This window comes from Pseudomonas veronii (assembly GCF_002028325.1).
In the GTDB taxonomy this organism is placed as follows: domain Bacteria; phylum Pseudomonadota; class Gammaproteobacteria; order Pseudomonadales; family Pseudomonadaceae; genus Aquipseudomonas; species Aquipseudomonas veronii.
In genome coordinates, this window is record NZ_CP018420.1 from 5,644,536 (window position 1) to 5,670,630 (window position 26,095).

The 26,095-nt window shown below is 55.2% G+C and carries 29 protein-coding genes, 1 tRNA gene and 2 pseudogenes; 10 read left to right on the forward strand and 22 right to left on the reverse strand.

Features of this window, described 5'->3' with window-relative positions; genetic code table 11:
- Positions 1 to 2 precede the first annotated feature (2 nt).
- The gene (gene trmJ / locus PverR02_RS25805) at positions 3 to 773 is read right to left on the reverse strand and encodes a tRNA (cytosine(32)/uridine(32)-2'-O)-methyltransferase TrmJ (protein WP_003210307.1); all 771 of its coding nucleotides are present in this window, start codon (positions 771 to 773) and stop codon (positions 3 to 5) included.
- Positions 774 to 918: 145 nt separating this feature from the next.
- On the opposite strand from trmJ, the gene suhB reads away from it, so the two are divergent.
- Positions 919 to 1,734 carry a type III secretion system regulator SuhB gene (gene suhB, locus PverR02_RS25810; RefSeq protein ID WP_079444640.1) on the forward strand — a complete coding sequence of 272 codons (816 nt, stop codon included), beginning with the start codon at positions 919 to 921 and terminating at the stop codon, positions 1,732 to 1,734.
- Between the two features lie 205 nt (positions 1,735 to 1,939).
- Here suhB and PverR02_RS25815 read toward each other — a convergent pair whose 3' ends face one another.
- From PverR02_RS25815 to queA, 6 genes are all read right to left on the reverse strand, one after another.
- On the reverse strand, positions 1,940 to 2,482 hold the full coding sequence (locus tag PverR02_RS25815; protein ID WP_017846187.1) for a glycine zipper 2TM domain-containing protein: 543 nt from the start codon (positions 2,480 to 2,482) through the stop codon (positions 1,940 to 1,942).
- A 124-nt stretch (positions 2,483 to 2,606) separates the two neighbouring features.
- The gene (gene secF / locus PverR02_RS25820; RefSeq protein ID WP_017846188.1) at positions 2,607 to 3,521 is read right to left on the reverse strand and encodes a protein translocase subunit SecF; all 915 of its coding nucleotides are present in this window, start codon (positions 3,519 to 3,521) and stop codon (positions 2,607 to 2,609) included.
- Positions 3,522 to 3,530: 9 nt separating this feature from the next.
- Positions 3,531 to 5,399: a protein translocase subunit SecD gene (gene secD, locus PverR02_RS25825; protein WP_079444641.1), complete on the reverse strand. Its 1,869-nt coding sequence runs from the start codon at positions 5,397 to 5,399 to the stop codon at positions 3,531 to 3,533.
- A gap of 62 nt (positions 5,400 to 5,461) precedes the next feature.
- Positions 5,462 to 5,800 carry a preprotein translocase subunit YajC gene (yajC, locus tag PverR02_RS25830; protein WP_003175975.1) on the reverse strand — a complete coding sequence of 113 codons (339 nt, stop codon included), beginning with the start codon at positions 5,798 to 5,800 and terminating at the stop codon, positions 5,462 to 5,464.
- 43 nt (positions 5,801 to 5,843) lie between these two features.
- Positions 5,844 to 6,959 (reverse strand): tRNA guanosine(34) transglycosylase Tgt, encoded by a 1,116-nt coding sequence (gene tgt / locus PverR02_RS25835; protein ID WP_010565220.1) that lies wholly within the window; start codon positions 6,957 to 6,959, stop codon positions 5,844 to 5,846.
- Between the two features lie 5 nt (positions 6,960 to 6,964).
- Positions 6,965 to 8,014 carry a tRNA preQ1(34) S-adenosylmethionine ribosyltransferase-isomerase QueA gene (queA, locus tag PverR02_RS25840; RefSeq protein ID WP_017846191.1) on the reverse strand — a complete coding sequence of 350 codons (1,050 nt, stop codon included), beginning with the start codon at positions 8,012 to 8,014 and terminating at the stop codon, positions 6,965 to 6,967.
- 108 nt (positions 8,015 to 8,122) lie between these two features.
- Between queA and PverR02_RS25845 the strand changes: the two genes are divergently transcribed.
- A tRNA-Leu gene (locus tag PverR02_RS25845) sits at positions 8,123 to 8,207 on the forward strand.
- Positions 8,208 to 8,370: 163 nt separating this feature from the next.
- Here the strand turns inward: PverR02_RS25845 and PverR02_RS25850 are convergent.
- Entirely contained in the window at positions 8,371 to 8,679 is a 309-nt protein-coding gene (locus PverR02_RS25850) for a DUF3077 domain-containing protein (RefSeq protein ID WP_017846211.1), read from the reverse strand.
- Positions 8,680 to 9,236: 557 nt separating this feature from the next.
- Here PverR02_RS25850 and PverR02_RS25855 point away from each other — a divergent pair.
- From PverR02_RS25855 to PverR02_RS25870, 3 genes are all read left to right on the forward strand, one after another.
- A complete protein-coding gene (locus tag PverR02_RS25855) occupies positions 9,237 to 9,614 on the forward strand; it encodes a c-type cytochrome (protein ID WP_079444642.1) in 378 nt (125 codons plus the stop codon).
- 209 nt (positions 9,615 to 9,823) lie between these two features.
- Entirely contained in the window at positions 9,824 to 10,804 is a 981-nt protein-coding gene (locus PverR02_RS25860; RefSeq protein WP_079444643.1) for an AraC family transcriptional regulator, read from the forward strand.
- Between the two features lie 909 nt (positions 10,805 to 11,713).
- Positions 11,714 to 12,013 carry a hypothetical protein gene (locus PverR02_RS25870; RefSeq protein ID WP_052735758.1) on the forward strand — a complete coding sequence of 100 codons (300 nt, stop codon included), beginning with the start codon at positions 11,714 to 11,716 and terminating at the stop codon, positions 12,011 to 12,013.
- Here the strand turns inward: PverR02_RS25870 and PverR02_RS32345 are convergent.
- The 9 genes and pseudogenes from PverR02_RS32345 to PverR02_RS25905 all read right to left on the reverse strand — a co-directional run.
- Positions 12,006 to 12,191: pseudogene (locus PverR02_RS32345) on the reverse strand (DUF6124 family protein); the annotation flags it as partial. The gene PverR02_RS25870 and the pseudogene PverR02_RS32345 overlap by 8 nt on opposite strands.
- Positions 12,183 to 12,338 (reverse strand): annotated as a pseudogene (locus PverR02_RS33195) (integrase); the annotation flags it as partial. The pseudogenes PverR02_RS32345 and PverR02_RS33195, both read right to left, overlap by 9 nt.
- Positions 12,293 to 12,478 (reverse strand): hypothetical protein, encoded by a 186-nt coding sequence (locus PverR02_RS33200; protein ID WP_165933317.1) that lies wholly within the window; start codon positions 12,476 to 12,478, stop codon positions 12,293 to 12,295. The gene PverR02_RS33200 and the pseudogene PverR02_RS33195, both read right to left, overlap by 46 nt.
- A gap of 589 nt (positions 12,479 to 13,067) precedes the next feature.
- Positions 13,068 to 13,724, reverse strand: a complete 657-nt coding sequence (locus PverR02_RS25880) for a hypothetical protein (RefSeq protein ID WP_046382167.1) — start codon at positions 13,722 to 13,724, stop codon at positions 13,068 to 13,070.
- A gap of 100 nt (positions 13,725 to 13,824) precedes the next feature.
- A complete protein-coding gene (locus PverR02_RS25885; protein WP_046382166.1) occupies positions 13,825 to 14,286 on the reverse strand; it encodes a hypothetical protein in 462 nt (153 codons plus the stop codon).
- Between the two features lie 557 nt (positions 14,287 to 14,843).
- Positions 14,844 to 15,077, reverse strand: coding sequence for a hypothetical protein (locus PverR02_RS25890; RefSeq protein WP_152032042.1), 234 nt, complete (start codon positions 15,075 to 15,077; stop codon positions 14,844 to 14,846).
- A gap of 39 nt (positions 15,078 to 15,116) precedes the next feature.
- Positions 15,117 to 15,860, reverse strand: coding sequence for a hypothetical protein (locus PverR02_RS25895; protein ID WP_227778716.1), 744 nt, complete (start codon positions 15,858 to 15,860; stop codon positions 15,117 to 15,119).
- Between the two features lie 117 nt (positions 15,861 to 15,977).
- On the reverse strand, positions 15,978 to 16,709 hold the full coding sequence (locus PverR02_RS25900; protein ID WP_046382164.1) for a hypothetical protein: 732 nt from the start codon (positions 16,707 to 16,709) through the stop codon (positions 15,978 to 15,980).
- Between the two features lie 154 nt (positions 16,710 to 16,863).
- A complete protein-coding gene (locus PverR02_RS25905; RefSeq protein ID WP_046382163.1) occupies positions 16,864 to 17,700 on the reverse strand; it encodes a hypothetical protein in 837 nt (278 codons plus the stop codon).
- A gap of 1,128 nt (positions 17,701 to 18,828) precedes the next feature.
- Here PverR02_RS25905 and PverR02_RS25915 point away from each other — a divergent pair.
- Together PverR02_RS25915 and PverR02_RS25920 are read left to right on the forward strand one after the other, a co-directional pair.
- Positions 18,829 to 19,398 carry a hypothetical protein gene (locus PverR02_RS25915; RefSeq protein WP_017846752.1) on the forward strand — a complete coding sequence of 190 codons (570 nt, stop codon included), beginning with the start codon at positions 18,829 to 18,831 and terminating at the stop codon, positions 19,396 to 19,398.
- A 296-nt stretch (positions 19,399 to 19,694) separates the two neighbouring features.
- A complete protein-coding gene (locus tag PverR02_RS25920; RefSeq protein ID WP_017846753.1) occupies positions 19,695 to 20,015 on the forward strand; it encodes a hypothetical protein in 321 nt (106 codons plus the stop codon).
- A gap of 232 nt (positions 20,016 to 20,247) precedes the next feature.
- Here the strand turns inward: PverR02_RS25920 and PverR02_RS25925 are convergent, their stop codons facing one another.
- From PverR02_RS25925 to PverR02_RS25940, 4 genes are all read right to left on the reverse strand, one after another.
- The gene (locus PverR02_RS25925; RefSeq protein WP_046382162.1) at positions 20,248 to 20,640 is read right to left on the reverse strand and encodes a hypothetical protein; all 393 of its coding nucleotides are present in this window, start codon (positions 20,638 to 20,640) and stop codon (positions 20,248 to 20,250) included.
- Positions 20,641 to 20,811: 171 nt separating this feature from the next.
- Complete coding sequence (locus PverR02_RS25930) at positions 20,812 to 21,462, reverse strand: hypothetical protein (protein ID WP_052735757.1); 651 nt, start codon at positions 21,460 to 21,462, stop codon at positions 20,812 to 20,814.
- 243 nt (positions 21,463 to 21,705) lie between these two features.
- A complete protein-coding gene (locus tag PverR02_RS25935) occupies positions 21,706 to 22,242 on the reverse strand; it encodes a dihydrofolate reductase family protein (RefSeq protein ID WP_079444646.1) in 537 nt (178 codons plus the stop codon).
- 191 nt (positions 22,243 to 22,433) lie between these two features.
- The gene (locus PverR02_RS25940) at positions 22,434 to 22,799 is read right to left on the reverse strand and encodes an SMI1/KNR4 family protein (RefSeq protein WP_017846748.1); all 366 of its coding nucleotides are present in this window, start codon (positions 22,797 to 22,799) and stop codon (positions 22,434 to 22,436) included.
- A 380-nt stretch (positions 22,800 to 23,179) separates the two neighbouring features.
- Between PverR02_RS25940 and PverR02_RS25945 the strand changes: the two genes are divergently transcribed.
- Together PverR02_RS25945 and PverR02_RS25950 are read left to right on the forward strand one after the other, a co-directional pair.
- A complete protein-coding gene (locus PverR02_RS25945) occupies positions 23,180 to 23,542 on the forward strand; it encodes a DUF167 domain-containing protein (protein ID WP_197089044.1) in 363 nt (120 codons plus the stop codon).
- Between the two features lie 86 nt (positions 23,543 to 23,628).
- Positions 23,629 to 24,345 (forward strand): TonB-dependent receptor domain-containing protein, encoded by a 717-nt coding sequence (locus PverR02_RS25950; protein ID WP_161493732.1) that lies wholly within the window; start codon positions 23,629 to 23,631, stop codon positions 24,343 to 24,345.
- Positions 24,346 to 24,391: 46 nt separating this feature from the next.
- Here the strand turns inward: PverR02_RS25950 and PverR02_RS25955 are convergent, their stop codons facing one another.
- Complete coding sequence (locus PverR02_RS25955; RefSeq protein WP_079444648.1) at positions 24,392 to 25,279, reverse strand: LysR substrate-binding domain-containing protein; 888 nt, start codon at positions 25,277 to 25,279, stop codon at positions 24,392 to 24,394.
- Between the two features lie 126 nt (positions 25,280 to 25,405).
- On the opposite strand from PverR02_RS25955, the gene PverR02_RS25960 reads away from it, so the two are divergent.
- Positions 25,406 to 25,915, forward strand: a complete 510-nt coding sequence (locus PverR02_RS25960; protein WP_079445041.1) for a sugar ABC transporter — start codon at positions 25,406 to 25,408, stop codon at positions 25,913 to 25,915.
- The last annotated feature ends 180 nt before the right edge of the window (positions 25,916 to 26,095 follow it).

Consider the following 26,095-nt stretch of genomic DNA (forward strand, 5'->3'; position numbering starts at 1 on the left):
TTTTAATCCTTCCGCTTAAGAAGCTCGCCACGGGCCGCTTTCTGGGTTTCCGTGAGGATGCCACGCAATATATTCATTTCCGCCCGGCTGACCGAGCTGCGTCCGTACAGACGACGCAGGCGCGCCATCAAGTGCCGCGGTTTTTCCGGATCGAGGAATTCGATGGCCACCAGGGTTTGCTCCAGGTGTTCATAGAACCGCTCCAGCTCGTCCATGGTGGCCAACTCGCCACTCTTGGTCGACGCCACTTCATCCTTCTCAACCTTGCTCGGCTGCCCTTCAGCGGCCAGCCAGGCCATGCGTACTTCGTAACTCAACACCTGCACCGCCGCCCCGAGGTTCAGCGAGCTGAACTCCGGGTCTGATGGAATATGCACGTGATAATGACATCGCTGCAGCTCTTCGTTGGTCAGGCCGGAGTCTTCACGGCCGAACACCAGGGCGATTTCAGCGCCGCCGGCGGCCTCTTCCACCACTTTGGTCCCGCATTCACGCGGATCGAGCAATGGCCAGGGGATGCGCCGGTCGCGGGCGCTGGTGCCGAGCACCAGGTTGCAGCCGACCAATGCGTCTTCCAAAGTGGCGACGACCTGGGCTTTTTCAAGGATGTCATTGGCGCCGGATGCGCGGGCATCGGCCTCGTGGTGCGGGAACACGCGCGGCTCGACCAGCACCAGGCGCGTCAGCCCCATGTTTTTCATGGCTCGCGCCACCCCGCCGATATTGCCGGGATGACTGGTATTGACCAAGACGACACGAATGTTTTGCAGCAAGGGAGGCGCTCTCGGACACGGGAAAGGGGAGCAAATCTTACAGAACAGCCTAAGGTTATGCCACGAAAGCTCACGCCGTCCTTCACCTGAAGAAAGTTTCTGCTAGAATGCTCGGCTTTCTTTAACAACCTTAGGTGACACATCCATGCAGCCCATGCTGAATATCGCGCTGCGCGCCGCCCGCAGCGCCAGTGAATTGATCTTCCGCTCCATCGAGCGCCTGGATACCATCAAGGTCGACGAAAAAGACGCCAAGGATTATGTATCCGAGGTGGATCGCGCCGCCGAACAGAAAATCATCGACGCCCTGCGCAAGGCCTACCCGACCCACGGCATTCTCGGCGAAGAAACCGGCCTGCACAAAGGCAGCGGCGAAGGCGAAGACTACCTGTGGATCATCGACCCGCTGGATGGCACCACCAACTTCCTGCGCGGTATCCCGCACTTTGCCGTGAGCATTGTCTGCAAATACCGTGGCCGCCTGGAACACGCCGTTGTGCTGGACCCGGTTCGCCAGGAAGAATTCACCGCCAGCCGTGGCCGTGGCGCCCAACTGAACGGTCGTCGCCTGCGCGTCAGCGGCCGCACCAGCCTGGACGGCGCCCTGCTGGGCACCGGCTTCCCATTCCGTGACGACCAGATGGACAACCTGGACAACTACCTGGGTATGTTCCGCGCCCTGGTTGGCCAGACCGCCGGCATCCGCCGCGCCGGTGCAGCCAGCCTGGACCTGGCCTACGTCGCCGCTGGTCGTTTCGATGCCTTCTGGGAATCGGGCCTGTCCGAGTGGGACATGGCAGCGGGCGCCCTGCTGATCCAAGAGGCCGGCGGCCTGGTGAGCGACTTCACCGGCGGTCATGACTTTCTGGAGAAAGGCCACGTGGTAGCCGGCAACACCAAATGCTTCAAGGCAGTGCTGACGGCGATCCAGCCGCACCTGCCGGCTTCGCTGAAGCGCTAAGCGAGCGAGCACAAAAAAGCACCCTTCGAGGTGCTTTTTTTACGCCTGGAATTTGGTGTGAGCTTAAATACCAGCAACACCACAAGCCAACTGTGGGAGGGGGGCTTGCCCCCGATAGCGGAGTTTCAGCTACAGATAGGCTGACTGACACACCGCCATCGGGGGCAAGCCCCCTCCCACATTGTGAACTGTGCCAGGCCCGGGGTTATTGCTGGTTCTGGCCCAGGATCAGACGCCCCTCTTTATCGACCGGGATCTGGCCGCCTGGGTCACGGTCCATACGCACCGAACCTTCCTTGCCATCCAAGGTGTAACGCACGTCATAACCGACGACCTTGTCGCTGATGTCGTTGACGGTGTTACAACGGGTTTGCGTGGTGGTGTAGGTATCGCGGTTCTGCATGCCTTCCTGCACCTTGTTACCGGCATAACCGCCACCGACCGCACCGGCCACGGTGGCCAGCTTCTTACCGTTACCGCCACCGATCTGGTTGCCCAACAGGCCACCGGCCAGCGCACCGACCACCGTACCGACGATCTGGTGTTGATCCTGCACCGGCTTCTGCCGGGTCACGGCGACGTCCTTGCAGACCTCGCGCGGGGTTTTAATCTGGGTTTTCACCGGCTGCACCGCCAGCACTTGCGCATACTCAGGGCCGCTTTTTACCAGGCTGTAGGTGGCAACAGCACCCCCGGCAGTCACACCGACAGCACCCAATACCGCACCAACCAGTAACGACTTGTTCACGTTGAACCTCCTGACCATCACAAACGGACCGAAAGATCCGCGCTATACCCAGCCTTGGAGCAAAAAAAAAGGCGCGAGTTCAATACTCGCGCCTTCTTTGTAACAGCAGATCAACAACCACCCATCAAGGGCGGTCGTCGACCTCCTTGCCAGTCGCGGCCGGAGGGATCAGGTCTTCGCTGTTGAGGTTCAGCCAGATCAGCACCACGTTGGCGATGTAGATCGACGAGTAGGTGCCCGCCAGAACGCCGATAAACAGCGCCAGGGAGAAGCCCCACAGGTTGTCACCACCGAAGATCATCAGTGCTGCGATCGCCAGCAAGGTGGAGATCGACGTCGCCATGGTGCGCAACAGGGTCTGGGTAGTGGAGATGTTGATGTTCTCGATCAACGTCGCCTTGCGCAGTACGCGGAAGTTCTCGCGAACCCGGTCGAATACCACGATGGTGTCGTTGAGCGAGTAACCAATGATCGCCAGCACCGCGGCCAGCACAGTCAGGTCGAAGGTGATCTGGAAGTACGCCAGGATGCCCACGGTCACAACCACGTCGTGGATCAGCGAGACAATGGCGCCGACACCGAACTTCCACTGAAATCGGAACGCCAGGTAGATCATGATGCCGACCAGCGCCATCAGCATGCCGAGGCCGCCCTGGTCGCGCAGCTCTTCACCCACTTGCGGGCCGACGAACTCGACGCGCTTGACCGCCGCCGGGTTATCACCGCCGACCTTCTGCAAGGCCTCGGCAACCTGGTGACCCAGTTGCGGGTCTTCGCCCGGCATCCGCACCAGCAGATCGGTGGTCGCACCGAAGCTCTGCACGATAGCTTCGTGATAGCCGGCCTTGACCAGCTCTTCGCGCACCTGAGTCACGTCGGCCGGCTTCTCGTAGGTCAGCTCGATGAGCGTACCGCCGGTGAAGTCCAGACCGTAGTTCAGGCCCTTATGGAACCAGCTGAACAACGCCAGAACGGTAAGGAGCACGGTGACGCCGAACGCAATATTGCGAACGCCCATGAAGTTGATTGTACGTAACATGGCAGCCCCTTAAATCCACAACTTCTTGAAGTCACGCCCGCCAAAGATCAGGTTGACCATTGCGCGGGTCACCATGATGGCCGTGAACATCGAGGTAAAGATACCGAGGGACATGGTCACCGCAAAACCTTTGACCGGGCCGGTGCCCATGGCAAAGAGAATCCCGCCGACCAGCAATGTGGTCAGGTTGGAGTCGAGAATCGCGGTAAATGCCCGGCCGAAGCCTTCGTTGATTGCGCGCTGCACGGTCATGCCGGCGGCGATCTCTTCACGAATCCGCGAGAAGATCAGCACGTTGGCGTCCACCGCCATCCCCATGGTGAGGACGATACCGGCGATGCCTGGCAGGGTCAGCGTAGCGCCCAGCAACGACATCAAGGCCAGCAGCATCACCATGTTGCCCGCCAGGGCCACGGTGGCGATGATGCCGAAGAAGCGGTAGATGGCGATGATGAACAGCGACACGAACAGCATGCCCCACAAGGCCGCATCGATACCCTTGGTGATGTTGTCGGCACCCAGGCTCGGGCCGATGGTGCGTTCTTCAGCGAAGTACATCGGCGCAGCCAGGCCACCGGCACGCAGCAGCAGGGCCAGCTCGGACGATTCGCCCTGGCCGTTCAGGCCGGTGATGCGGAACTGAGCACCCAGCGGCGACTGAATGGTCGCCAGGCTGATGATCTTCTTCTCTTCCTTGAAGGTCTGCACCGGCACGTCTTTCTCGACGCCGTTGACCATTTGCTTGGTGTAGGTGGTGACCGGGCGCTGCTCGATGAAGATCACCGCCATGCTGCGCCCGACGTTGCTGCGCGTGGCGCGGCTCATCAGTTCGCCACCATGGCCATCCAGGCGGATGTTCACTTCAGGCGTACCGTGTTCGCCGAAACCGGCCTTGGCGTCAGTCACCTGGTCGCCGGTGATGATCAAGCCACGCTCGATCTGCGCCGCAGGGCGGTTGCCCTCACGGAACTCGAACGTCTCGGAAGTGGCTTTGGAAGCACCCGGCTCGGCGGCCAGACGGAATTCCAGGTTGGCGGTCTTGCCGAGGATACGCTTGGCTTCAGCGGTATCCTGCACGCCCGGCAACTCAACCACGATGCGGTTGGCGCCCTGGCGCTGAACGATCGGCTCGGCCACACCCAGCTCGTTGACGCGGTTACGCACCGTGGTCAAGTTCTGCTTGATGGAGTATTCGCGGATTTCCGCCAGCTTGGCCGGGGTCATCGCCAGACGCAGCACAGGTTGACCGTTGAGGTCGGCCGGTACGATGTCGAAATCGTTGAAGTTCTTGCGGATCAGCGCACGGGCCTGCTCGCGGGACGCTTCGTCAGAGAAGCCCAGCTGGATGGCACCGTTGAGCTGCGGCAGGCTGCGATAACGCAACTTCTCTTTACGCAGCAGGCTCTTCACGTCGCCTTCGTAGACTTTCAGGCGCGCGTCGAGGGCTTTGTCCATGTCGACTTCCAGCAGGAAGTGCACACCACCGGACAAGTCCAGACCCAGCTTCATCGGGTGCGCGCCAATGCTGCGCAGCCATTTTGGCGTGGTCTGTGCCAGGTTGAGCGCGACAACGTAGTCGTCACCCATGGCCTTGCGCACGACGTCTTTGGCCGGCAATTGGTCTTCTTGCTTGGTCAGGCGCAACAAGCCGCCCTTCGCATCAGCTGCCAACGTTGCCGCTTTGACCTGGATGCCCGCATCGGTGAGCGCTTTGCTCGCGCGTTCCAGGTCAGCCTGATTGACCTTCAGCGAAGTGCTGGCGCCAGAGATCTGGATCGCAGGGTCATCAGGATAGAGATTGGGAGCGGAATAAATAAAACCGATCGCCAGCACCGCCAGGATCAGTAGGTATTTCCACAGAGGGTATTTGTTCAGCATCACGCCGCCCGCTTATAACGCGGGGCGCCTTGCGCGCCCCGTCGATTGGTAAAAGTTGTTACTCAGATCGCTTTGAGCGTGCCTTTAGGCAGCGTGGCGGCGATGGCGCCCTTCTGGAACTTCATTTCGACGGTGTCGGAGACTTCCAGAACCACGAAAGCATCGGAAACCTTGGTGATCTTGCCCGCGATACCGCCGGTGGTCACGACTTCGTCACCTTTCTGCAGGCTGCCGAGCAGGTTTTTCTGCTCTTTGGCGCGCTTGGCCTGTGGACGCCAGATCATCAGGTAGAAGATGACCAGGAAGCCGACCAGGAAAATCCACTCGAAACCACCGCCCATAGGGCCGGCAGCAGCAGGCGCAGCGGCATCAGCCATGGCGTTAGAGATAAAAAAGCTCATTTAGCACTCCAGTTGCAAATAGTGAATCTTAGGGTCGGAAAACTCAGTCCAAGGGCGGCACAGGGAGCCCGCGCTTGGCATAGAAGGCATCGACGAAGGCGGCCAATGTACCCTGTTGAATAGCCTCGCGCAAACCAGCCATCAGGACTTGGTAATGACGCAAATTGTGGATGGTATTCAACATGCTACCCAGCATTTCCCCACACTTGTCCAGATGGTGCAGATAAGCACGGGAGAAGTTCTGGCAGGTATAGCAGTCACAGGTGGGATCCAGCGGCGAATCATCATGGCGATGGAACGCGTTACGGATCTTCAGCACGCCTGTATCGATGAACAGATGCCCATTGCGGGCATTACGGGTTGGCATCACGCAATCGAACATGTCCACACCGCGGCGCACACCCTCTACGAGATCCTCCGGTTTGCCAACGCCCATAAGGTAACGAGGTTTGTCAGCAGGCATCAGGCCCGGCAGGTAATCCAGCACCTTGATCATCTCGTGCTTGGGCTCACCCACCGACAGACCGCCGATGGCCAGGCCGTCGAAGCCGATCTTGTCCAGGCCTTCCAGCGAGCGCTTGCGCAGGCTTTCATGCATGCCGCCCTGGACGATACCGAACAGCGCCGCAGTGTTGTCGCCGTGGGCGTTCTTCGAGCGCTGGGCCCAACGCAGCGACAACTCCATGGAAACCCGCGCGACGTCTTCGTCGGCCGGGTACGGCGTGCATTCGTCGAAAATCATCACGATGTCGGAGCCCAGGTCGCGCTGGACCTGCATCGACTCTTCCGGGCCCATGAACACTTTGGAACCGTCGACCGGCGAGGCGAAGGTCACGCCCTCCTCCTTGATCTTGCGCATGGCGCCCAGGCTGAACACCTGGAAACCACCCGAGTCAGTGAGGATCGGGCCTTGCCACTTCATGAAGTCATGCAGGTCGCCGTGCTTCTTGATCACTTCCGTGCCCGGGCGCAGCCACAGGTGGAAGGTGTTGCCGAGGATGATTTCGGCGCCGGTGGCGACGATATCGCGCGGCAGCATGCCTTTGACGGTGCCGTAGGTGCCGACCGGCATGAACGCCGGGGTCTCTACCGTACCGCGCGGAAAGGTCAGACGACCGCGACGGGCCTTGCCGTCAGTGGCCAGCAATTCAAACGACATACGACTCATAGTTGTTCCTCTGGGCCGCGTGGCGCCGGATTACGGGTGATAAACATCGCATCACCGTAGCTGAAAAAACGGTATCCATTGTCGATGGCAGCCTGATAAGCAGCCATGGTTTCCGGATAACCGGCAAATGCCGACACCAGCATCAACAGCGTGGATTCCGGCAAATGGAAGTTGGTCACCAGCGCATCGACCACATGAAACGGCCGGCCTGGGTAAATAAAGATATCGGTGTCGCCGCTGAACGGCTTGAGCACGCCATCACGCGCCGCGCTTTCCAGGGAACGCACGCTGGTGGTGCCCACGGCAATCACCCGCCCGCCGCGCGCCTTGCACGCGTTGACCGCGTCCACGACGTCCTGGCTGACTTCCAGCCATTCGCTGTGCATATGGTGGTCTTCGATGTTATCCACACGCACCGGCTGAAACGTGCCGGCCCCCACGTGCAGGGTCACATACGCGCTCTCGACGCCCTTGGCGGCGATCGCATCCAGCAGCGGCTGGTCGAAATGCAGCCCGGCCGTCGGCGCCGCGACGGCACCGAGGCGCTGGGAATACACCGTCTGATAGCGCTCGCGGTCCGCATCTTCGTCGGGGCGGTCTATATAAGGAGGCAACGGCATATGGCCGACGCGCTCCAGCAGCGGCAACACTTCCTCGGCAAACTTGAGCTCGAACAACGCATCATGACGCGCCACCATCTCGGCCTCGCCACCGCCATCGATCAGCAGGGTCGAACCCGGTTTCGGCGACTTGCTGGAGCGCACATGGGCCAGCACGCGATGGCTGTCCAGCACCCGCTCCACCAGAATTTCCAGCTTGCCGCCGGAAGCTTTCTGGCCAAACAGCCGCGCCGGAATCACCCGGGTATTGTTGAACACCATCAAATCGCCTGGGCGCAAATGCTCAAGCAAATCAGTGAATTGACGGTGTGCGAGGGCACCGCTGAGCCCGTCCAGGGTCAGCAGTCGACTGGCGCGACGCTCGGCCAAAGGGTGGCGGGCGATCAGCGAATCAGGGAGCTCAAAAGTAAAGTCAGCAACGCGCATGATGGGGTTCGTCTAGCAGGGCCGGGAAGTCTAGCGGAAATAGTCAAAATTGACCATGAAACGTGATTGACCAACGGTAATCTCATCTCTATACTTCGCCGCCATTGAGCCCTGATGGCGGAATTGGTAGACGCGGCGGATTCAAAATCCGTTTTCGAAAGGAGTGGGAGTTCGAGTCTCCCTCGGGGCACCATCTTAAAAAAAGACCTTGAAATTCAAGGTCTTTTTTTTCGCCTGTCGAAAAGTGGGCAACCAGCAAAATCCCCGACCAGCGCAACATCAACTTGAAACACAGCCCCTTGTGGGAGCTGGCTTGCCTGCGATAGCGTCAGCCGCAACACCCTCAAACCACCAGACTAACTACCCGCCACTTCACCCTCCTCCGTCACCCCATTGGCCAACATCCCATTCGCCAAATCATCCACCACCGCCTTCGCCATCTCCCCCAAATAATGCGCCGCCCAGGCATAACGATCCGCGCCCGTGTCCATGGCCGCATCCAACGCCAGCAGCTTTGAACAGTGGAGAAGTTCGGAGGCATGCTCCAACGCATCGCGGATGGGCACGCCGGCGTTCACGCGGAATAGTCGGTGAAGGTTGGGCTGCTTGCCACAGGTGGAAAAGGTGATGACGCCGAGGGTTTTGTTGAGGGGTGGGTTGATCATTGGGCACCTCCTGGATGGGCGGAGGTGTGGGTGGTGGGGTTGTGAGGGTATGGCCTGTCAGAAATGCTCATGGTTTTAGCTCCTAATGTCGAGAAGCTGCCACGTTCGTTATCAGGCGAAAGGGTGGCAGCTGTGCGCAGGCTGATAAACCGGGACAATAGGAACCCGGCAGGCCCGAAGGCCTCCCGCGCACAGCCGCCATAACACGGATGTGCGGACGCAAAAAAAGCGTCGGCATGGTGCTGGAGACGCTAGAGCGCCTATTGTTCCACGGGTTATCAGGCCCGGTCACTGAATTTGCAGCGACGACGGAAAGGTAGCGCGGATGGAGGCGGGACTAAAAGGTGGTATCTGTGGCGAAAGGTTTCCGGGATCTGTAAGGGTTAGGCGAGTGTCGACGGAAACAACCGGGGTCTGCCCCCCGATTACCTCCGGGAAAACGTGTTGGTTTAATGGGCATCAGAAATGACCGTGTGCGCCGACGCGATGGCTGATATCTTTCCCGCGCGCCCAATCGCGTCCAATCAACGCCGGTCCCATCAAGGAAGATAAAAACAATGAAAGTAGTGCTCATCGCTTCGCTAGGAATGTTGTCGCTGACTCAAACATCACTATCCTTCGCGGATAATGCTAATGGAAAAAATCTCTATCTACAGCGATGCAGCATGTGCCATGGAATGGATCTCAAAGCAACAGGACCGCTGGCTAAAAAAAGTAATCCGCCGACGCCTGATCTAACAACGCTCGCTTTCAAAAAACGATTAAATGATTATCCGGGCGTGATTGTGTCTTCGATAATACTTCGCCCAAATGGCGACTTAATTCCAAAAACCTTGCGAGAGAATGGAGTAAAGCTATCGCCGCACTCATGGAGCGTTAAGGATTTTCGCGATTTAAATCAATACATGGGTGGCGTTATTTCACAAACCCGATGACCGTCGAAGTGCCTGGTCCTGTGCTGTCTCCGTGGATTGACATGACGCTTTAAGCGCTCTGCCAACAGTTCAAACTCGATACCTTTGCTACAGATTGGCCTACGCTGGAGCTGCACGCTGCCGAGAAAGAAACGAAGAACGCGCTGCGGTTATCGCAGGAACTCAACGACTCAACAGCCACATGAACGGTGATTTTTAGAATAGCTAACATGACGACCAAGCCTTCTGCGCAAGCATCCCGCGCTGAGTACGCGCGACGGATAAATCGTGTACTCAACTACATCGATGCTCACCTCGATCAGCCGTTAGATGGCGCGCAGTTAGCCGACATCGCCAATTTCTCGCGCTTCCATTTTCATCGAATTTTCGCCGCATGGATGGGCGAAACGCTTGGCAGCTATGCACAGCGTCGACGGCTCGAGAAGGCGGCCTTCCGGCTGTCCTGTGGTAGCCATGAAACAGTACTTGAAACAGCGTTGGCCACCGGCTTCCATTCGGGTGAAGCGTTTGCGCGAGCCTTCAAACTCAAGTTCGGCTGCACGCCATCGACCTGGCGCTCCACGACTCTTCAGCGGCTGAAAATGCAGGCGTCCGCGATCGGACAGCAACCAGGCAACCAAGAGAGCAATCCTGATCAGGTCTTCAGCAATATCCATCAGGAAGGCGAGCCCGCGCTCGGTGAATCTGACGTCTCTTATCGGCTAACGGAAACTTGTGCCATGGATGTACGTATCGTTGATTTACCAAAAGCACGCGTCGCGTATCAACGTTTAATCGGACCATATGGGCCCGCCATCGGCGAATTTTGGCGCGGCACCATTGCCCCGTGGATGCACTCAAATGGCCTCAGTGATGAAACCTGTTATGGCATAGGTCATGACGACCCGTCTCTCACTCCAGCCAACAAGTGCCGCTATGACGCGTGCGTCGAAGTACCCGCTCATTTTGTTGCTAGCGGCCAGGTAGATATTCTAACTCTGCCGGGCGGCCGTTATGCCGTAGCAAGTTTCAAAGGGAAAGCTGAGGTTTTAGGTAACGCCTGGATGTGGCTGACGCGTGAATGGATGCCGTCCAGCGGACTACAATGCGACGATAGGCCTTGCTTCGAGATGTTTTCTGCGACCACGGCACTTGACCCCCACACCGGTGAATTTAGTTGCGACATCTGCATTCCAGTGCGAGCGCTGTAACGCAATTCCCGCGTGCCGCATCGTTTAGGGGCGTGAGCGCATCGCATTCACCAGCCACTATCGTTATGCCATGCAGCTGCATGGCATAACGCAAAATCGAGCAAGCGATAAGAGCCCATATCCCTAACGACGCATTCGTTAAAATCCCTCCTTGATCTAGTTGCACAGGTGAAAATCAGACGAGTTAATTCTCTTCACTCGAAATGGTTTACGGCCTAAAGCGGGCGATCACCACCAGCAGCTATGGGGCGAGAGCGGGGATTCGGAATAGGCCGCATTCGGCCAATAGCTGCCTGTCGGAACCGGCTGAAATAGCCCCAGAGCGGTCATCTCCGCGTTCCAGTATTATCATGCCGATCTTCGGACTATTTATTGGTAGGTTGATCCATGGTCAGAAGCGTTAGGCTTCAAAAAAACTGCATACACGGCATCTGATCGAGACAGCTGAAGAGGTGGTACTTGATGACAGCCTTGTTGGAAAGCTATGGGCGCTCAATCAAGGTGACAGATTTGAGTTGAATTCAGCTTCTCTCACTTTATGGGCTGGCTGGTGAAATGACTGCATGAGCAAGCCTGAACCGGCCAAGTATAAAACGAGTAGCTGGTCACTTTCTTCCCGCGAAATAGAATTCCGAACCGCTAGATTTGGATAGCGGACTACAGTGATCACTTTAGAGCGATAAGGCGTGGGCCTTCACGCTGCCAAGCAGCTCGACGCCATCGATGGCGCTTGAGCTCAATCGCGCGTTCGGCAAGGCTGAGGGGGTTGACCAAAGCCATCACAAGCCAGATCGCCGAGCCGTTGTATGTACCGTATGATGACGCCGCCAGCAATCGGGCAGGTGAGTTGAAACGGCCCGCGTGGATATCGATAGACTGGACGCTTCGATTTTTTAGGATGAAATGCTCATGTTCAAAGCTGCCCTCGCTTCCTTGCTGTTGACCTGCACTTTTTGCGCTCACGCCGGTACGACGGTCGATGTGTCGAAGATTTACGGCAAGATCCAGTTCGTGAACAGCTATCCCGACTACAAGGTGAAAGTGGTGAATCAGTACCCCGACCTTAAGGTAAAGAAGGTGGTTTCCTGGCCGGACTCTGTTGGCAAATGGCAAACCGTCGACAGCTACCCCGACTACAAGATCCAGATCGTCGATTCCTATCCGGACTTCACTATTGAATATGTGGAGAGCTGGCCTGGGGTCAATTGATCGCGGCAAGCCGTTGCAGGTGGCCTGAGACGGCTTGTTGGGCGGGTTGGCCAGGGCAAGGCGTTTCACGATCGAGCAATTTGGCGGTGAGGAGTACGCCCAGTTCGCTCAGTTGATGGATCGCCAGGGCGATGTCGCGGTGTTTGCCGTTCAGGTCTTCGTACAGGTCGAGCAGCAGTTGAACCGCCTGCAGGTTATTCGTTCTGCGATAGATCAGTGATGCCTTCGTACGTCTCATCTCATGAGTGCCATACATGGCTGGATCAAGGCCAACGGCCTTCACCCAGCCTTTGACGATACGAGCGTATTGGCGAGTGGATAGATGGACTGTGTTTGTTCAGTAATCTTGAACTGCGCTGGCCGCTGCGTTTTCTCTATTTCCCAAGCACCAGCATTCGCAAGTGCTTTGCTCAGCGTCGAAATTGTGAGCGTACTATCAGCTTCCAAGCACAGATCAAGACTCATGAATCCTCCCTTTTCCATGGCTGCACACTTGCACCAAAATTTTTGAGCGCGATCTTCTCGACAGTGTATTTGGCTAGCGGTTTGAATGTCTGCTTCTGGCCGATTTCAGCCAGTGGCGACCGGCTGAAATCGACCCACTGCTGCCGTTCGCATACGACTTTACCGTGCCCAATCGCACAATAGGCTTCCCACCAATCACAAAGGCCTTGGTGACTTGAGAAAATTTTCAGCTATCTGTCCAATCGGTTGGATGAGCAGATCTGCGATAAAAAAAGGCAGAGGTCAAGACAGTTCTGTTACACGTTTGTTGGCATACCAGGCATACCAAAACTTTTCGACCACGTTCGTGCTCGTGGTGCCGGTTGAAACCGTTAACCACAACGCTCTGGACTACCTGATTACAGCTCGGTTTCGCTTCCATGATTGCAAGCTGAGGCTGACGGCCAAGCTTACAAGCTGCCAAAGCGGACGTTTGTTATGGGTGGACCAGTTTGATGAGAAACAGGCCCCCAGACCATGGAGTGGCAGCAGGAGGTCGCTGCTTCTATCTGTCTGGCCGCCCGTCGGGTTTTACCGCTGACCTAAACAATCAATCCAGTATCAAAATCAGCGCGTCACGCTCGGAGGCTCGACTGCTCAGCATGTCAACCGCCCTTGACCATGCAGACTTCGCCAGCACAGCCCCTTGACCTGACCAATTCGGAACAATGCCGCCGAGAACTTCTTCGTGACGCGCATGATCGATGAAGAAATAATCGCGAGTTGAATTCAACTCCATGGTCAGCTTGGCGCATTCATCGGGACCGAGAATACCTACGATATCAGTGAGGCCAGTGAATATCGCTTCCAAATCTTTTCTCTCCGCCATAGAAAACAAGATTGTTGCTGGCTTTCCACGAATAAGGTCAGTGATTCGCTCGTTACTCCACCCCGCATCCGTCAGTAGAGCCTTCAGAATCAAATGATATGGAAGCTCACCGCTTCGACCTAGCGAGAGTACTGGATGACAATGCCCAAGTAGGCATACCAGCAATTGCTTTGCCGGGCGATCACTCTCTTCCTCATCGGTAAGCCAAGAAGGGCTAAAACGCACTGCCTCTAAAGCCTCCGCCATCACATGGGACGGCTTTCTGCACGCCTCAGCTGATTTTTGGTGCAACCGAGCAATGACTTCATCTGGGGTTCCAGCGAGATCTTTTTTGAGGACATCGCTTGTGAATGAATAACAATAATGCAGAACAGCCATAAGACTCTCCTAAAAAAAGAAGAGGTGCTAACCAGACACCTCTTCTCAATTGACTGTAGTTCTAATCAGTCATCACAATATCAATTGCGCTCTGGCAGTACTAATTTGGCTGTGCCGGAGTGAGGCATTGAGAAGGACTGCCTCCGGTATAGCCGACATTTACCTCCGCCGCATTGTTTGCAATCACAAAGTTCGTGATTTCAGCCGGGACAGCCGGCGCGGGGTCCTTGGTAATGCTCCAATGCCCCAGCCCTCCGTGCTGAGGAGAGTAAACGCCAATATATCCGGCCATATTGTGGATCGGACCCTGGTCGCCCTGATTGAACGGCGGGTTGACCCCAACGACAGTGAACCGGACCTTGCAAGGCTTTCCGGGCACAATGAAGTTTGCTGCTTCAAATGTGGACAGACCATCCTCGTCAATCCTCCATTGCGCATCTGCTACCTTCGCATAAGTGGCGTTTTTTCTATCGATCGCTCGGAACACGTTAACATCCGCAGTCGCCAGCGTGCTGAACAGCGAACCGGCACAAAACAGCACAATCAGATTTTTACTTTTCATGTCCATTCCTTAGGGCTTAAGTCGAGACAAATCAGATCATCAGACATTCTAGAAATCTCCAAGTGATAAGGCCTCCGCTGGCTTGGATCGCAATGTCCTGCAATCACTACCGCGGCTGACCGTCGTTGCCGTCATTGGCTGCGACCATTTGAGATTCGCGAACTCCCCTGCTTCTGGTAAGTAACGTTACAGATACACCGTGTAACAGCTCGGCTGTTACCCACTAAAAATAAGCGTAGCAATGGGTGACTCGGTGGCTACGAGCCAGAGGTGCATTAATATTTTCATCACAGATAAACCACTAGATAATTTTCGTAAGATCACCCTAAAAAGTTCCAATCTTAAACCACGCTAATTTGTGAAAAACAAGCAAGACCAATAGTAATGAAACACTAAAGACGACTCTGAAATTACGCGACAGACCGCCCATATGTGTTAACGCCAATGCAGAATTGACCCGCGAGCTGACGTGAGACTGACCCACCTTTAAATCAACACAAATCTAGCAAAGGTAGTGGCTCGCGAGGAGTCTGACCGGGTCAGAGATATATCGGCAACTAGGGCAATTCGGCGTCGGCGCCAACACCATGCTCTCTGTAGTTAAAAATCAGTTTATTGGAGCGTTTGTCAGCTTGAGCTAAGTCGTTGATAAACGTTTTTCCATAGGCTTCACTCTGGCTCTCTCCAAAACCAGCAGAAATGGACATCACCGCAAATTCGTCCCACACTGCAAGAATTACTTGCCACTGCATTTGTTCCAGAATCGACCCATTTTTCTGACGCAGTAGCACGTTAGTGGCACAACCTGGGTAAGTATCGTTACCGTAGCGCTACTTCGGGTAGGGCCCACATTCGAAGGCGTTAAGGGATAAGTCAAAATGAATACTGGCCTGGTTCTGTTCATTGAAGGGTACTTCGAGGTAACGACTGATTTGAAAGGACGAACGCCCTTGTGTCGATGCGTTGGCATAGGACAGATACGGCGATACAGACTTGAGCACGCTGTTAGGCAATACGCTGCCGCTGCTGATATTGCTGCCGATCAGCGCCCATATAACCGCGGCCGGCTGCGAGATATAGCGAGATTGAAAGGGGTTGAGGGTGAAGCCATTGATCGGCGACGGTGAAGCAGGCTTTCCTGTGTCACTGTCATAGATAAATAACGCCTGCCCCGTGATCAGCGGTTTCGCGTTAGGGGGTGCGTCGTAGTAGATACCCACGCTGCCGTCCTTGCCTTTGCCGTTTCCGTTAATTTTATAACCGTTGAAGCTGTACGCGTTGCCATACAAGACAGGGCTGGACACCCCGATTTTAAAAGCCTGTGCGGAGCTGACGACACCGTGGGCAACATAAATGCTGGTCTTCGGTTCAATGACCACCACCATCGAGTCCGTGATAGGCGGCGGTAAATTAATAGCCACTACGCTGTTGTCTCCTTCAGACGAGGGGTCGGGTACAACGATGACAATGGACTGGTTAGTGGCATTCAAAAATTGCCGGGCTTCAATGTTCAGATAAAGCGTCAGCCGCAACGGCGCCGCGTGGCAAACCTGAGTCAACAGGCCTGTTATCAAGCAGGCACACAACAGTACGTACGGTCTGTATTCACACACAGGCACCTCCCGCCAGATAGAAAAACACCCGTTTCCGCCAGGACGGACACGGGTGTAGTGCACCTATTTAAAATCCGGTCACTTGGCCGAGTTGACGATGGTGCCAATGGTCGAGCCGGAACTTACGGGGGAAACCGAAGGTTTACCTTTCAGGTTGGTAATGGCAAAGGTGCTGGGCAGCACTTGCATGTCATATTTGCCCACGCTCGCGGAGAACGAGAAGGTGCACCCAGGCGCCGAAACGCTGGCTTGGACATTACCTGACTCCAGGCTCTGTTGCGCTGCAACCAGCAAAATGGTTTCCAGCGGCTTCATCATGATTGAACCCTGTGGGTTCAAGGTAAATGCGCAGAACGGCAAGTACTGTTCGCCTCCTGAAGGGGTAGTGACAAGGCCGGCAAGGCCCACTGTCAGCGGTGGCGTACCCGCAGGCCGATTATTGAACAGCCCCAGGCTATCAGCGGGAACATTGCTGACCCCGCCTGAAACGAAGGTGCCGTCAGAGTTGAATGTTTGCGCAATGCCAAGTTCGAGGGGCCGGGACAGGGATTTCATGAGAATCGTTGTATTGGCAGCGATATCGGCCTGGGTGCTGACGTACAACTTGTATTTAGGTTTGTAATAAATGTCGACGATGCCGAACTGGTCGCCGTAAGGGACCGAAAACCAGGTCGGTACGCCAGTGGTTAGCTGGTTGGGGCCAACGGCGCCTTTATAAGCCAGCAGATTATAACCCTGCGCCTGTAAAGCCGCGAGCACGGCCTGTTGTTCGGAATTTTCAAAGTTGAACTCAATAGTGTACGTAGTCATTTTTTCACCTGTTAATCCCTAACACATTAAAGTTTGTCAGTCGTTCATTCCGCGCGACTGGCTATTTGAATCGCCGGGAGGCTAATCAGTGGTTAGCGCATTCCAGTGGTTCGAGGGGGAGCGTATGAATAACGCGATGTTTTTATAAGTATCGTTACAGTAACGCCGTGCCGCTGTTATGGGCTGAGTGCTCCGAAAGAATACTCGCATGCATTGCCAGGAAGCCTTGTAGTGCATAACAAATAGACGACGCCAGTTCTTGTTGATGTGCAATGGCCGTATACGCCGCGCGATTGAACTGTTCCGACCAGGCCACATAGCCTGTTGTTACATCAATCAGGCGTACTGACGTTCTGATCCGTTCCGCGTCCACGTGGACACTGCCCTCCAGACGGTGACCGATGCCGTTGCAGGGCACACTGTCGAGTGATTGCGCAGGGTGAATGCCTGCACAAGTAGCTGCGGACTCGACGATGATTTTCCTGTCGAGCTTTTTGTACAGGTGGTGGGTCAATTCCTCATGCAGCCCTTCGGTAAAGCATTCCCACCTCGTTTGTGAAGACAGGCATTTGAACGGGCAGATACAAAACGCATGGCTGGGCGCAACCCCGGTGGCGTTTGCTGACTGGCGCTGGAAGGTGGGCATGTAGCAACCCAGGGGAATCACGATCCTGACCTTGGCGTTACGCCCGAATGTTGCGTAGTAATTCCTCAGCTTTGCCCGCAAGCGCCCCACCTGTACCCGAACGACCGGGTCTTCGCCCGTGCTGTACGAACATGGGTCGCGGTCAAATACGCTGATGCCGATGGCGTATTCGCTGGTGTCGCGCACCGACTCGACGATGGCCTGTTCAACAAGATAGTTGAGCAGGCGACTCATGCGCGGAGAGTGTTTGAACATGTCGCTGGATAATAAAACGTCTCTGGCGGATTTAACGTCAATGAGTTCTATAAGGTCGCGACCAAAATAGCGGATGTCGTTGTCAGTCATAGCATTACTTCCCCTGCGTCCGTTCATAGAAAAAGTTTGCGCATGCCGAATGACTGAGTTTGATACTTATTTGGGCAGCCGTGCATTCGCCAAGTAGCATGATCTATAACTGCTGCCCATTGTTTTCGAATCAAAACTCTATTCTTAATTTTGTATTCGCAAACGTTTTCAACTTGCTCGGGGAGTCTAGCGTCTAATCGACTGACGACTAAGTATCGTTACCGTAGCGCAGGGCTACCGCGAGGGGCTTGTAGAACGGCTGCCCGAGCGGGCAACCGAGGGGTCATGAGAGTTAGAAGCACCTCCTTGTACGTTGACTCAGATCCTGCACAGTACAGGGTGCCAGCTTTGTCCCTCAACGAGCTATAGAGGTCAGGGCTGTTGATCTGGTCTAAGCGTTCGGCTTGAAGCAGGCGCTAGAACGATAACTGGTTGTGCCGTTGTGATCGTAAGTACTTAGTCGAAAGGTTTCTGAACGTCCGCAACGGGTCGTTTTTTGCCGGTCGCGAAGGACAGCTTAGGGTCGGTTGCCGTTCTGCGCGACGGGCAAAAAACGGCCAAAAGGGGCCTTTGATAGACAGTAGTTGATGACGAAATTATCACTGTGGCTCTAATTCTGACCATAAACCTTTGCGTCCCATGCCGGCCATTAATGTCCCGAAGTCTTCAAAATTGCAGACATTCACCTCAATCTGGCTCGCCCACGTTGCTTCACACTCGTCGCACACCCACAGTAAAAGTTGTGTAGAGCAGACCCGCATTGCTCGAACGTCACCTTGACCGCACCTTTGGCATTTAATCAGCATGGAAATAATCTCTGACAGGACCCCGGTGTAGTCTAATCCGATCGGTCGACTGTCGCCCGCGGCGACAGGCAGAGGTTGTCCAAAAGCAGAAATCTAAAGTGTCCACTAGAGTGGGGGCTATTCAGATGAGTGCCTGATGGTCGGCACGCTCTCAATCACCCTGGCGTCGTTCCGGGCGCGCACGCCGGCACTCTGGTCTCGGTGCTATTGCACACCTCGGCGAAAGCCGTGAATATCTTGAGGGGCGTCGTGACAAGCCTGTGGCTGTTGAGCTGCGCTGCCTTCGACTCATGTTGGAAATAAAAAATAGAGCATTCAGGGAATGGAATATCCTTCATTTGAAAACGAGCCAAAGAAAAAAGCTTTCTGGGCGGCGACGTGCCTGATTTTGGTGGTGGGCTGGATTATTTATATGCTTTGGGCTAGTCGCATTGGGACTCGAATCGTTTTAATGGCGTCGATTCCTGAGTGGACCACCTATATAGTCGTTGGCTGTTTGGTTGGACTCGTTTTTGCCGGACGAGCAATTTACTATCGCCCTGACGGAAGAGATTTGAAGCGAGTTGCCGACTCTTTTGTGGGGGGCGTTTGTCTGGGTCTTGTATTATCTTTAAATAGTTATAAGGTTTTTACTTATCTGTTGCCTGGCGAGATTGTTCATTATGAATCAGCTTATGAGCTACATATTCCGGGACCTTCCTTTGGAAGGTCTGGCCGGTGTGAGGCGGGCTTGCGGTTTAAGGATTTAAATACTGAGCGCTGGATTGAGCTGTGCACCACTGAGTTGGAGTTCAACGAACGAAGGAAAAAAGGCATGGATGTCGTTTTGGTGACTGCACACTCCAATAAGATAGGCTCTTATATTGTTGGGTATCAGTTCATTTATAAATAAATTATAGTGGAGTCGCTTCCATAGACCTCAGTGCTTAATCAGCCTGTAAGTAACTCTGGCAGCACTTTGATGTAGCCTACTACCGTCGTCCGCATCATAGCTGTTTTCTGTCATAGACGACAGGCAGAATCGACTCAAAAGCGGCTTCCGACACCGACAAAAATCCACAACTGTTTATCAGCCCTCGGCTAAACGGTCGTGTAACCTGACGGCTGCACCCTGCACGTTTAATGAGTTCTGACAAAGTCTTGTCTTGGCTCAGCTACGTGGAAACCCCGACTACCTTACGAGACACCATGGACTCTTCATTTGACGAATTGATCGATAGGGCGATGTATCTGGGCGTGCACCAGGTTGCATACCCAATTGATATCTTTGGTATTGCCAGATTGCTGGCAGAGCATGCGTCCGATGATGCAGACTTTGAAAAAATACTTTTGCTGGTTTCAGATCCCGAGAACCATTTCACTCGTTGGGCTGCCATACGCGCCATTGGTATCCTGGGGCCCGCGTCTGTTGCCAAAGCACGCGCAACGCTGGAAGCCAGGACAAGGCTTGAGGATTTTCCTCTCGCTCGACAAGAGCTTTACAGTGCGTTGGGTTCGATAACAGATTGAGAGTCCATGGTTTCAGCGTCAAGGCAATCGACAGGCGGCTTTTGGCCGATAGCGGTCGGTCTGTAAGCATCGGCCGAAGGGCCATGCTTTACCCCTGGGTGTCTTCGCGGAGCGGTTTCGCCTTTGTTGAACCCGCAACGCGGAAGGAGCCCAGGGGGTGCTGTTGGTCGATGGCTGCCTTTGGCAAAGGGCTGCTATCGACCCAGGTTGTGTGAAAACGAGCTGGAAGCAGTTAACTAAACGTGATGCAGACTGGTTCCATCTCTACCAACGAATTTTCACAGGCCCCTACGAGATCTCGCACACAGTAAAGCCTCCATCCCTTACCTGATCCCCACTTTGCCGCGACAGGTTCAAGCGAAGACTCTTCCTCCTGCGTTGCGCGAGCCCAATCATCGTGCCCGATCTCAGCGATCAATTGAGCCTGGTAGACCTGTAAGAATGGAAGCAAGCTTTTCGCTTGTTCAACCTCTATGAGGACAAATTCTGCTGTATCGAGTTGCTGTTTAACATTTTCGACCAGTTCGTGAGCCTGCAACGGGAGTGCCTCTAACACAACCTCCAAGGCTGATCCGGATTTGTCAGCACTTTGGAAGGTGCCGCAGATGATGTTCCCTCCTGCCATATCTTTCCCCTATCGTGGCTTCGAAGCTTGGATTAGGCAGCTCGCGATTACGTGTCTAACGTCGATTTTTTGCTGGTCTACGCCCGTTGCGAGCGGCCAATTAATCCAAGGCTTGATGAAAAATCCTGCGATTCTCTGACCTTCTGGTGGTCGAGATAGTGACGGGACCTTTCAATCATTTCTTACCTGTTTGAGCCAGTTCCAGAAAGGATCACTGGATTCATGCGCGTCCATGCTTGTTGTGCTTGAGATGAGATCTGATGCGCGCGCCGGGACGCTGAGGCCAAGCGTGCGTTCCACGTACGCCCGCAATGCCCTAGGTGGTGCGGGGTAGTCATCATCTGCGTATTGCTGCTCCCGCAGTTCGGCCGGTGTTCTCGTAAACTCCTCTGGCCAGCAGTGCTCGTTGTAACCGATGGCCAGTAAGCGAATCAGGTCTTGCGTACTATTGGTCAAGACGCAGAGCATGTCTGATCCCGAGCCTGAGCCAAGATGGACGATTCGCTGCTGATCGTGGTCGTCCAGCCATAACCCTGCCCACGATCCATCGCCACCAGTCCTGAGGAATATTGATAGCCGCTCGTTTACTCTGGGATCTTCGCAGGCCGTCCATCGAGCAGTATCGGCGGAGTCCGGAACGTGAAAGGCGGTGATAGCGCTGTTGTTGTATTCAGGTTCGGGATGCAAAGTCATGTAGCGGCCCCCGGTCCGATAGTGACGGACGCAGCCTAGTGCTTCCAGGAATTCCATGGTCTGTCGTAATACTGGAGGTACCGGATTGCTTGCCGGGAAGGCGGCTACTAATTCGTCGGTGAAGTTCATGTCTTTCCTGACCATTGTCTTTAGCGAGTATCGTGAATGAAGGTGGATTGCTATGCCCGGAATATATCGCCATGTGCCACCCAATGCCCGCTTCTGGCCGATTTCTGCCTGTCATATCCGGCAGAAGTCGACCACTAACTGACTGCCAGCCAGAAGAAAAGGCAACGTTCACGAGAATCGGCCTCGGCAAATAAATCCCCCCTCTCCCCTCATTGCTCTAGATCGAACATCCTCGCGAACCGCTCATACCGTCAACCGATAGGTAGACTGCACCAACCCCGAAGCAAAGCTGCAGCTGGATACTAGTTCCAAGTCAATGTCCTGCTGAAGGGCCCCAAACAATCGCCTTCCCGATCCGATCAGTACGGGAACAGTGGTAATCACCATATCGGCGACTAACCCATCGCGCAGGAAGGATTGCACCAACTGCCCGCCATCGACATAGACACGATGCACGCCTTGCCCATCCAGTTCGGCCATCAGGTCCCCTGGTGCGAGGTTTGAGAAGCGCAGCTTGCCCTTCAACGCCTCGGGCACCGGCGTACCGGCCAGTTGTTCAGACAGCACCACGACGGGCCGGTCGTAGAACCATGTGTCGAAGGTCAGCACCTTCTCATAGCTGCCTCGCCCCATCACGATCACATCCTTGTCGGCAATGAAGGCGCAGTAGCCATGATCTTCAGTTGGATCATCACGCTGCAAAAGCCAATCAATGTCGCCATCTGGCCGGGCGATGAAGCCGTCCAGGCTGACGGCGATGAAAACATGTGCAGTGGCCATCAGGACCTCCTAATTGAAACGACGTTTATTCATCCTTGATCATAAGCAGAATAAAAGATTCGCCTTCGCTGACTGCCGTTCAAAATTTCAGATTTAACGTAGATGCGCCCACTTCAATTTTGGCGAAGCGTTTTTACACACTCTGGGCCAGCAGCGGACACTTGGTATGGATCGCGGATATCGTACATACACTACTCGAGAGCTATACAGACCTGTTCGAACCAGGCGGCAAAGGTTGGCCAACTTTCGTCTGTACTTCCGTTGTGGGACCAGTATCGAACAACACCAGCCTGCGATATGCAGAAGTAGTCGCTGTTGTCCTCAATGAAAGGCAACCAATCCCGAGGCACTCCCTGGGCCCAGGCGGCTTCGGTAATTTCAAAAATATCCAGATGGCTGCATCCTCCCAAAATCACCGCGGGTTCAAATGCGGCGTTTGCGACATCGCTGCCACCTTTCAGGAAGCGGATATATTCATCGGGAAAGCGAAAATTGAGCCTGCTCTCTGCGTCAGCAATTTCAGCATCTGTTGGAATACGAAAAGGATTGTCTGTCATTCGTTCAAGTCCGAGTGTTGATCAGTATCGTGCGGTGGACGATAGCTTATTCAATCAGAGAGTGTAGAAGCCCGCTTGGGTCGACTTCTGCCGGTCGCAATAGGCCGGGACGGGCAAGAAGCAGTCGTTCGTCTTTTCCCCAAGCACCGGTGCTACGGCTGCTGCCCTCTTGTCTTTCCTCCAAGCCCCGCGCTACCCTCGACACTGTTAAATACCGTTCGCAAAAGGAATTACTGCAATGGTGTCTAACCGTTTTTACTTCCGCCCTCCTCGTAAATACTGCACTCCGGAGCGGCAGCGCACGTCCGCCCAAAAATGTTATGCACCCATTGATGTCTATTTATAGTTAGGCATTTTTATCCGACCTACGCAGGATCCATGTGAAGAAAGCAAAAGCGATTACCAAAAAGAAATCATCCGGCCGTGGCTTTGAGATGTCCTCGTTTTGTGGGTGGGATGGAGAGACTTTAGTTCTGAACATACTTGGAACTCCGAGCGCCAAAAAGGATGCCATCGGCAAGGCGAAAGGAAGTCAACTCAAGATCAGCGTCACCGCCGCACCCGTAGCAGGCAGGGCGACTGACCATATGGTTAAGTTTCTCGCCCGAGAGTTTGACGTCTCGGTTTCTGACATCACGGTTGTGTTCGGTCGTTTTAATTTGAACAAGCAAATGCGTATAAGGGCGCCCGGAAGCTTACCTGCCGTAGTGGCCAAGGCCCTGTCAGAAGCAGAAAACACCTGACCATTCGCTACGGGCGCGTGCAGCCTAATGAGCCGCCCTGCTGTAGTGCAAACCCGGCGAAACCCTGCCTGCTCGAAGGTTTCCTAGTGTCAGACCCGCCCCTGAAGCAAGTTGTCTCAAGAACCTACGACGCAGGCCTGCGTGGTCACAGCACGGTGAACACCGACTCGACGATTGACTGGAAACTCAGCGTGTTCCGTACTGACAACAGCGATGACATCGTCAGCCAGCCCAGCAGCGTGGTCCCGGGCTATGGCTACTACGTGAATGCGGGCAAAACCCGTCGCCAGGCTATCGATGCCTACGTCCAGTACCGAACTTCCGACTGGTTTGCCTACACGACGCTGGCCTATGTCGATGCAACCTACCAATCCAACCTGAGCCTGACGCCGGCGAACAATCCTGAAGCCGATGCCAACGGCAATATTGCTGTCGCCCGCGGCGAAAAAATCCCCGGAATTTCGCCATGGCAATTGAAGATGGGCGGGGATTATAAAGTGACACCGGCCTTGACCCTCGGCGCGGACATGATCGCCAACAGCAGCCAGTACTATGTTGGCGACGATTCAAACCAGAATGCCAAGTTGGCCGGGTACGCAGTGTTCAATGTCCACAGCGATTATCAGCTCAGCCAAACAATCAAACGCTTCGCGAAACTGAACAATGCCCTTGATCGCAAATATGCCACCTACCGTACTTTCGCCGCCGTTGGTGACATCCCGTCGCTTGGGCTATCCAATCCGCAAACCGTCACCCCGGCGGCGCCTCGGGCGATGCATGCCGGTTTCAATGTGAAGTTCTGAGTCGCTCAGCGTCTGAACCAATCCGGTACAGGCCCCACCGCATCCCCTACTTCACCTGCGCTTCCTCCAACAGCCAACGCGCAAATACCTGGATGGGCGCGCGGCTCAGTTCAAGCGGTTCGGGTAACACGAGGCAAAAGGCCTTGGCGACATTCTTCTCTTGTGGCCATGGCGCGACCAGCCGGCCTTGCGCCAGTTCGGCTTCCACGTACAGGCGCGGTACGAGTGCCACGCCGAGCCCCGCCAGCGCGGCTTCGATCAGCATCGCATGCAAATCGTAACGCGCGCCCATCGCGGCGTTGCTCAGGACAATCCCGGTTTGCTGGGCGTAACGCTGCCAGGCATCCGGGTTCTGTCGTCGGTGTAATCGCGGCAGTGAATCCAGAGCCGTTGCCTGCTTGCCCGGCTTCAGCAGGCCAGGGTGACAAACCGGAATTAACACTTCGTTCAACAGGCGGTGCGTCTGCATGCCTGTCCACGCCGGGTGCTCAAAATGGATGGCGGCATCAAAACCGCTGCCGGCGAGCACGAACGGCTCCATACGTTCCGAGAGGTGTACGCAGATATTCGGGTGTTGCTGGCCAAAGCCGGCCAACCGCGGAATTAGCCAGCGCAGGGCAAAGGTTGGGCTGACGGCGATATCCAGGCTGGCGCCGTCGCTGGGCTGGCCCATCAAATACTGGCTGTCCCTGTCGAGCCGGTCGAGTAGTTCGCGCACTTGGGCCGCGTAGCGCTCACCGTTGGGCAAGAGCCGCACGCGGTTGCCAACACGCTCGAATAACGTGACCCCCAGAAACACCTCCAGACGGCCTATCTGCCGGCTGATGGCGCCTTCAGTCAGGGCCAACTCGTCTGCGGCACGGGCGAAACTGCCATGCCGGGCTGCTGCTTCAAAGGCCATCAGGGCAGCGTTACTCGGGAGCTTTCGACGCATGGGCATTCCTGGTTCAAGTCAAGGCCTCCACCTTGATGTTTAATCACTGAAGAGTGCCGAAAAGTCGTTTTATGGATCATTACCGTGTCACTAGCATGATTAAACATCAACCAACGAAGTGACATGATGATTTATACAGTCGAATGCAACTACGCTGACCCCGCCAGCGAAGCTGAGTGGAATGCGTTTTACAGCCTGGAAAAACTGCCAGCGCTGATCTCGGTGAGCGGATTCAGCTCCTCGCAGCGTTTCAAAGCCTTGAGCGGCGATTGCCCGGCCTACCTGGCCCTGCATTCAGTCGACACGCTTGCCGTGTTGCAGAGCGACGAGTACCGCCAAAAAGGGGGAGGCAATTTTGCCCGTTGGCAGTCGCACATCACTGATTGGAAGCGCAACCTCTATGCCGGGCTGGACCGGGCAGTTGGCGTGGGCGCGGACGAATTCCTGTTGGTCAGTGAACAAGGCCCTCAAGTACTGATTGGATTAGGCCTTACACCTGTAGCGCTGCACGCGGTTGCGTTGGACAAGAACCCTACACACCGTTGGCTGGCCAAACTGGGTTGCACTCAAGCAAGGGCCAGCGATCTGCAGGGGCTGAAGGTATATAGCGCAATGACCATGCAGTTACTGTCATGAGCCACGCGGACATAAATCACTGGAGGCTTGCCGGCCGGCACAGTGATCTAGGTTTTACCCCGAAGGGTCTTACCGGATGACCAATCACCTTCATAGGGGCCCGACTTAGCGGCCTCTTGTTCGCGTTTAACCTTCTCGTCGGTTTGCTGCCTAAGTTTGTTTCGATCACACAGACAACAT

What these genes read in the sequence shown, in the direction of transcription:
- suhB (WP_079444640.1), top strand. Translation starts at nt 919, where the DNA reads ATGCAGCCCATGCTGAATATCGCGCTGCGCGCCGCCCGCAGCGCCAGT.
- secF (WP_017846188.1), bottom strand. Translation starts at nt 3,521, where the DNA reads ATGTTACGTACAATCAACTTCATGGGCGTTCGCAATATTGCGTTCGGC.
- secD (WP_079444641.1), bottom strand. Translation starts at nt 5,399, where the DNA reads ATGCTGAACAAATACCCTCTGTGGAAATACCTACTGATCCTGGCGGTG.
- yajC (WP_003175975.1), bottom strand. Translation starts at nt 5,800, where the DNA reads ATGAGCTTTTTTATCTCTAACGCCATGGCTGATGCCGCTGCGCCTGCT.
- tgt (WP_010565220.1), bottom strand. Translation starts at nt 6,959, where the DNA reads ATGTCGTTTGAATTGCTGGCCACTGACGGCAAGGCCCGTCGCGGTCGT.
- queA (WP_017846191.1), bottom strand. Translation starts at nt 8,014, where the DNA reads ATGCGCGTTGCTGACTTTACTTTTGAGCTCCCTGATTCGCTGATCGCC.
- PverR02_RS25850 (WP_017846211.1), bottom strand. Translation starts at nt 8,679, where the DNA reads ATGATCAACCCACCCCTCAACAAAACCCTCGGCGTCATCACCTTTTCC.
- PverR02_RS25855 (WP_079444642.1), top strand. Translation starts at nt 9,237, where the DNA reads ATGAAAGTAGTGCTCATCGCTTCGCTAGGAATGTTGTCGCTGACTCAA.
- PverR02_RS25860 (WP_079444643.1), top strand. Translation starts at nt 9,824, where the DNA reads ATGACGACCAAGCCTTCTGCGCAAGCATCCCGCGCTGAGTACGCGCGA.
- PverR02_RS25870 (WP_052735758.1), top strand. Translation starts at nt 11,714, where the DNA reads ATGTTCAAAGCTGCCCTCGCTTCCTTGCTGTTGACCTGCACTTTTTGC.
- PverR02_RS33200 (WP_165933317.1), bottom strand. Translation starts at nt 12,478, where the DNA reads ATGAGTCTTGATCTGTGCTTGGAAGCTGATAGTACGCTCACAATTTCG.
- PverR02_RS25880 (WP_046382167.1), bottom strand. Translation starts at nt 13,724, where the DNA reads ATGGCTGTTCTGCATTATTGTTATTCATTCACAAGCGATGTCCTCAAA.
- PverR02_RS25885 (WP_046382166.1), bottom strand. Translation starts at nt 14,286, where the DNA reads ATGAAAAGTAAAAATCTGATTGTGCTGTTTTGTGCCGGTTCGCTGTTC.
- PverR02_RS25900 (WP_046382164.1), bottom strand. Translation starts at nt 16,709, where the DNA reads ATGACTACGTACACTATTGAGTTCAACTTTGAAAATTCCGAACAACAG.
- PverR02_RS25905 (WP_046382163.1), bottom strand. Translation starts at nt 17,700, where the DNA reads ATGACTGACAACGACATCCGCTATTTTGGTCGCGACCTTATAGAACTC.
- PverR02_RS25915 (WP_017846752.1), top strand. Translation starts at nt 18,829, where the DNA reads ATGGAATATCCTTCATTTGAAAACGAGCCAAAGAAAAAAGCTTTCTGG.
- PverR02_RS25920 (WP_017846753.1), top strand. Translation starts at nt 19,695, where the DNA reads ATGGACTCTTCATTTGACGAATTGATCGATAGGGCGATGTATCTGGGC.
- PverR02_RS25925 (WP_046382162.1), bottom strand. Translation starts at nt 20,640, where the DNA reads ATGGCAGGAGGGAACATCATCTGCGGCACCTTCCAAAGTGCTGACAAA.
- PverR02_RS25930 (WP_052735757.1), bottom strand. Translation starts at nt 21,462, where the DNA reads ATGAACTTCACCGACGAATTAGTAGCCGCCTTCCCGGCAAGCAATCCG.
- PverR02_RS25935 (WP_079444646.1), bottom strand. Translation starts at nt 22,242, where the DNA reads ATGGCCACTGCACATGTTTTCATCGCCGTCAGCCTGGACGGCTTCATC.
- PverR02_RS25940 (WP_017846748.1), bottom strand. Translation starts at nt 22,799, where the DNA reads ATGACAGACAATCCTTTTCGTATTCCAACAGATGCTGAAATTGCTGAC.
- PverR02_RS25955 (WP_079444648.1), bottom strand. Translation starts at nt 25,279, where the DNA reads ATGCGTCGAAAGCTCCCGAGTAACGCTGCCCTGATGGCCTTTGAAGCA.
- PverR02_RS25960 (WP_079445041.1), top strand. Translation starts at nt 25,406, where the DNA reads ATGATTTATACAGTCGAATGCAACTACGCTGACCCCGCCAGCGAAGCT.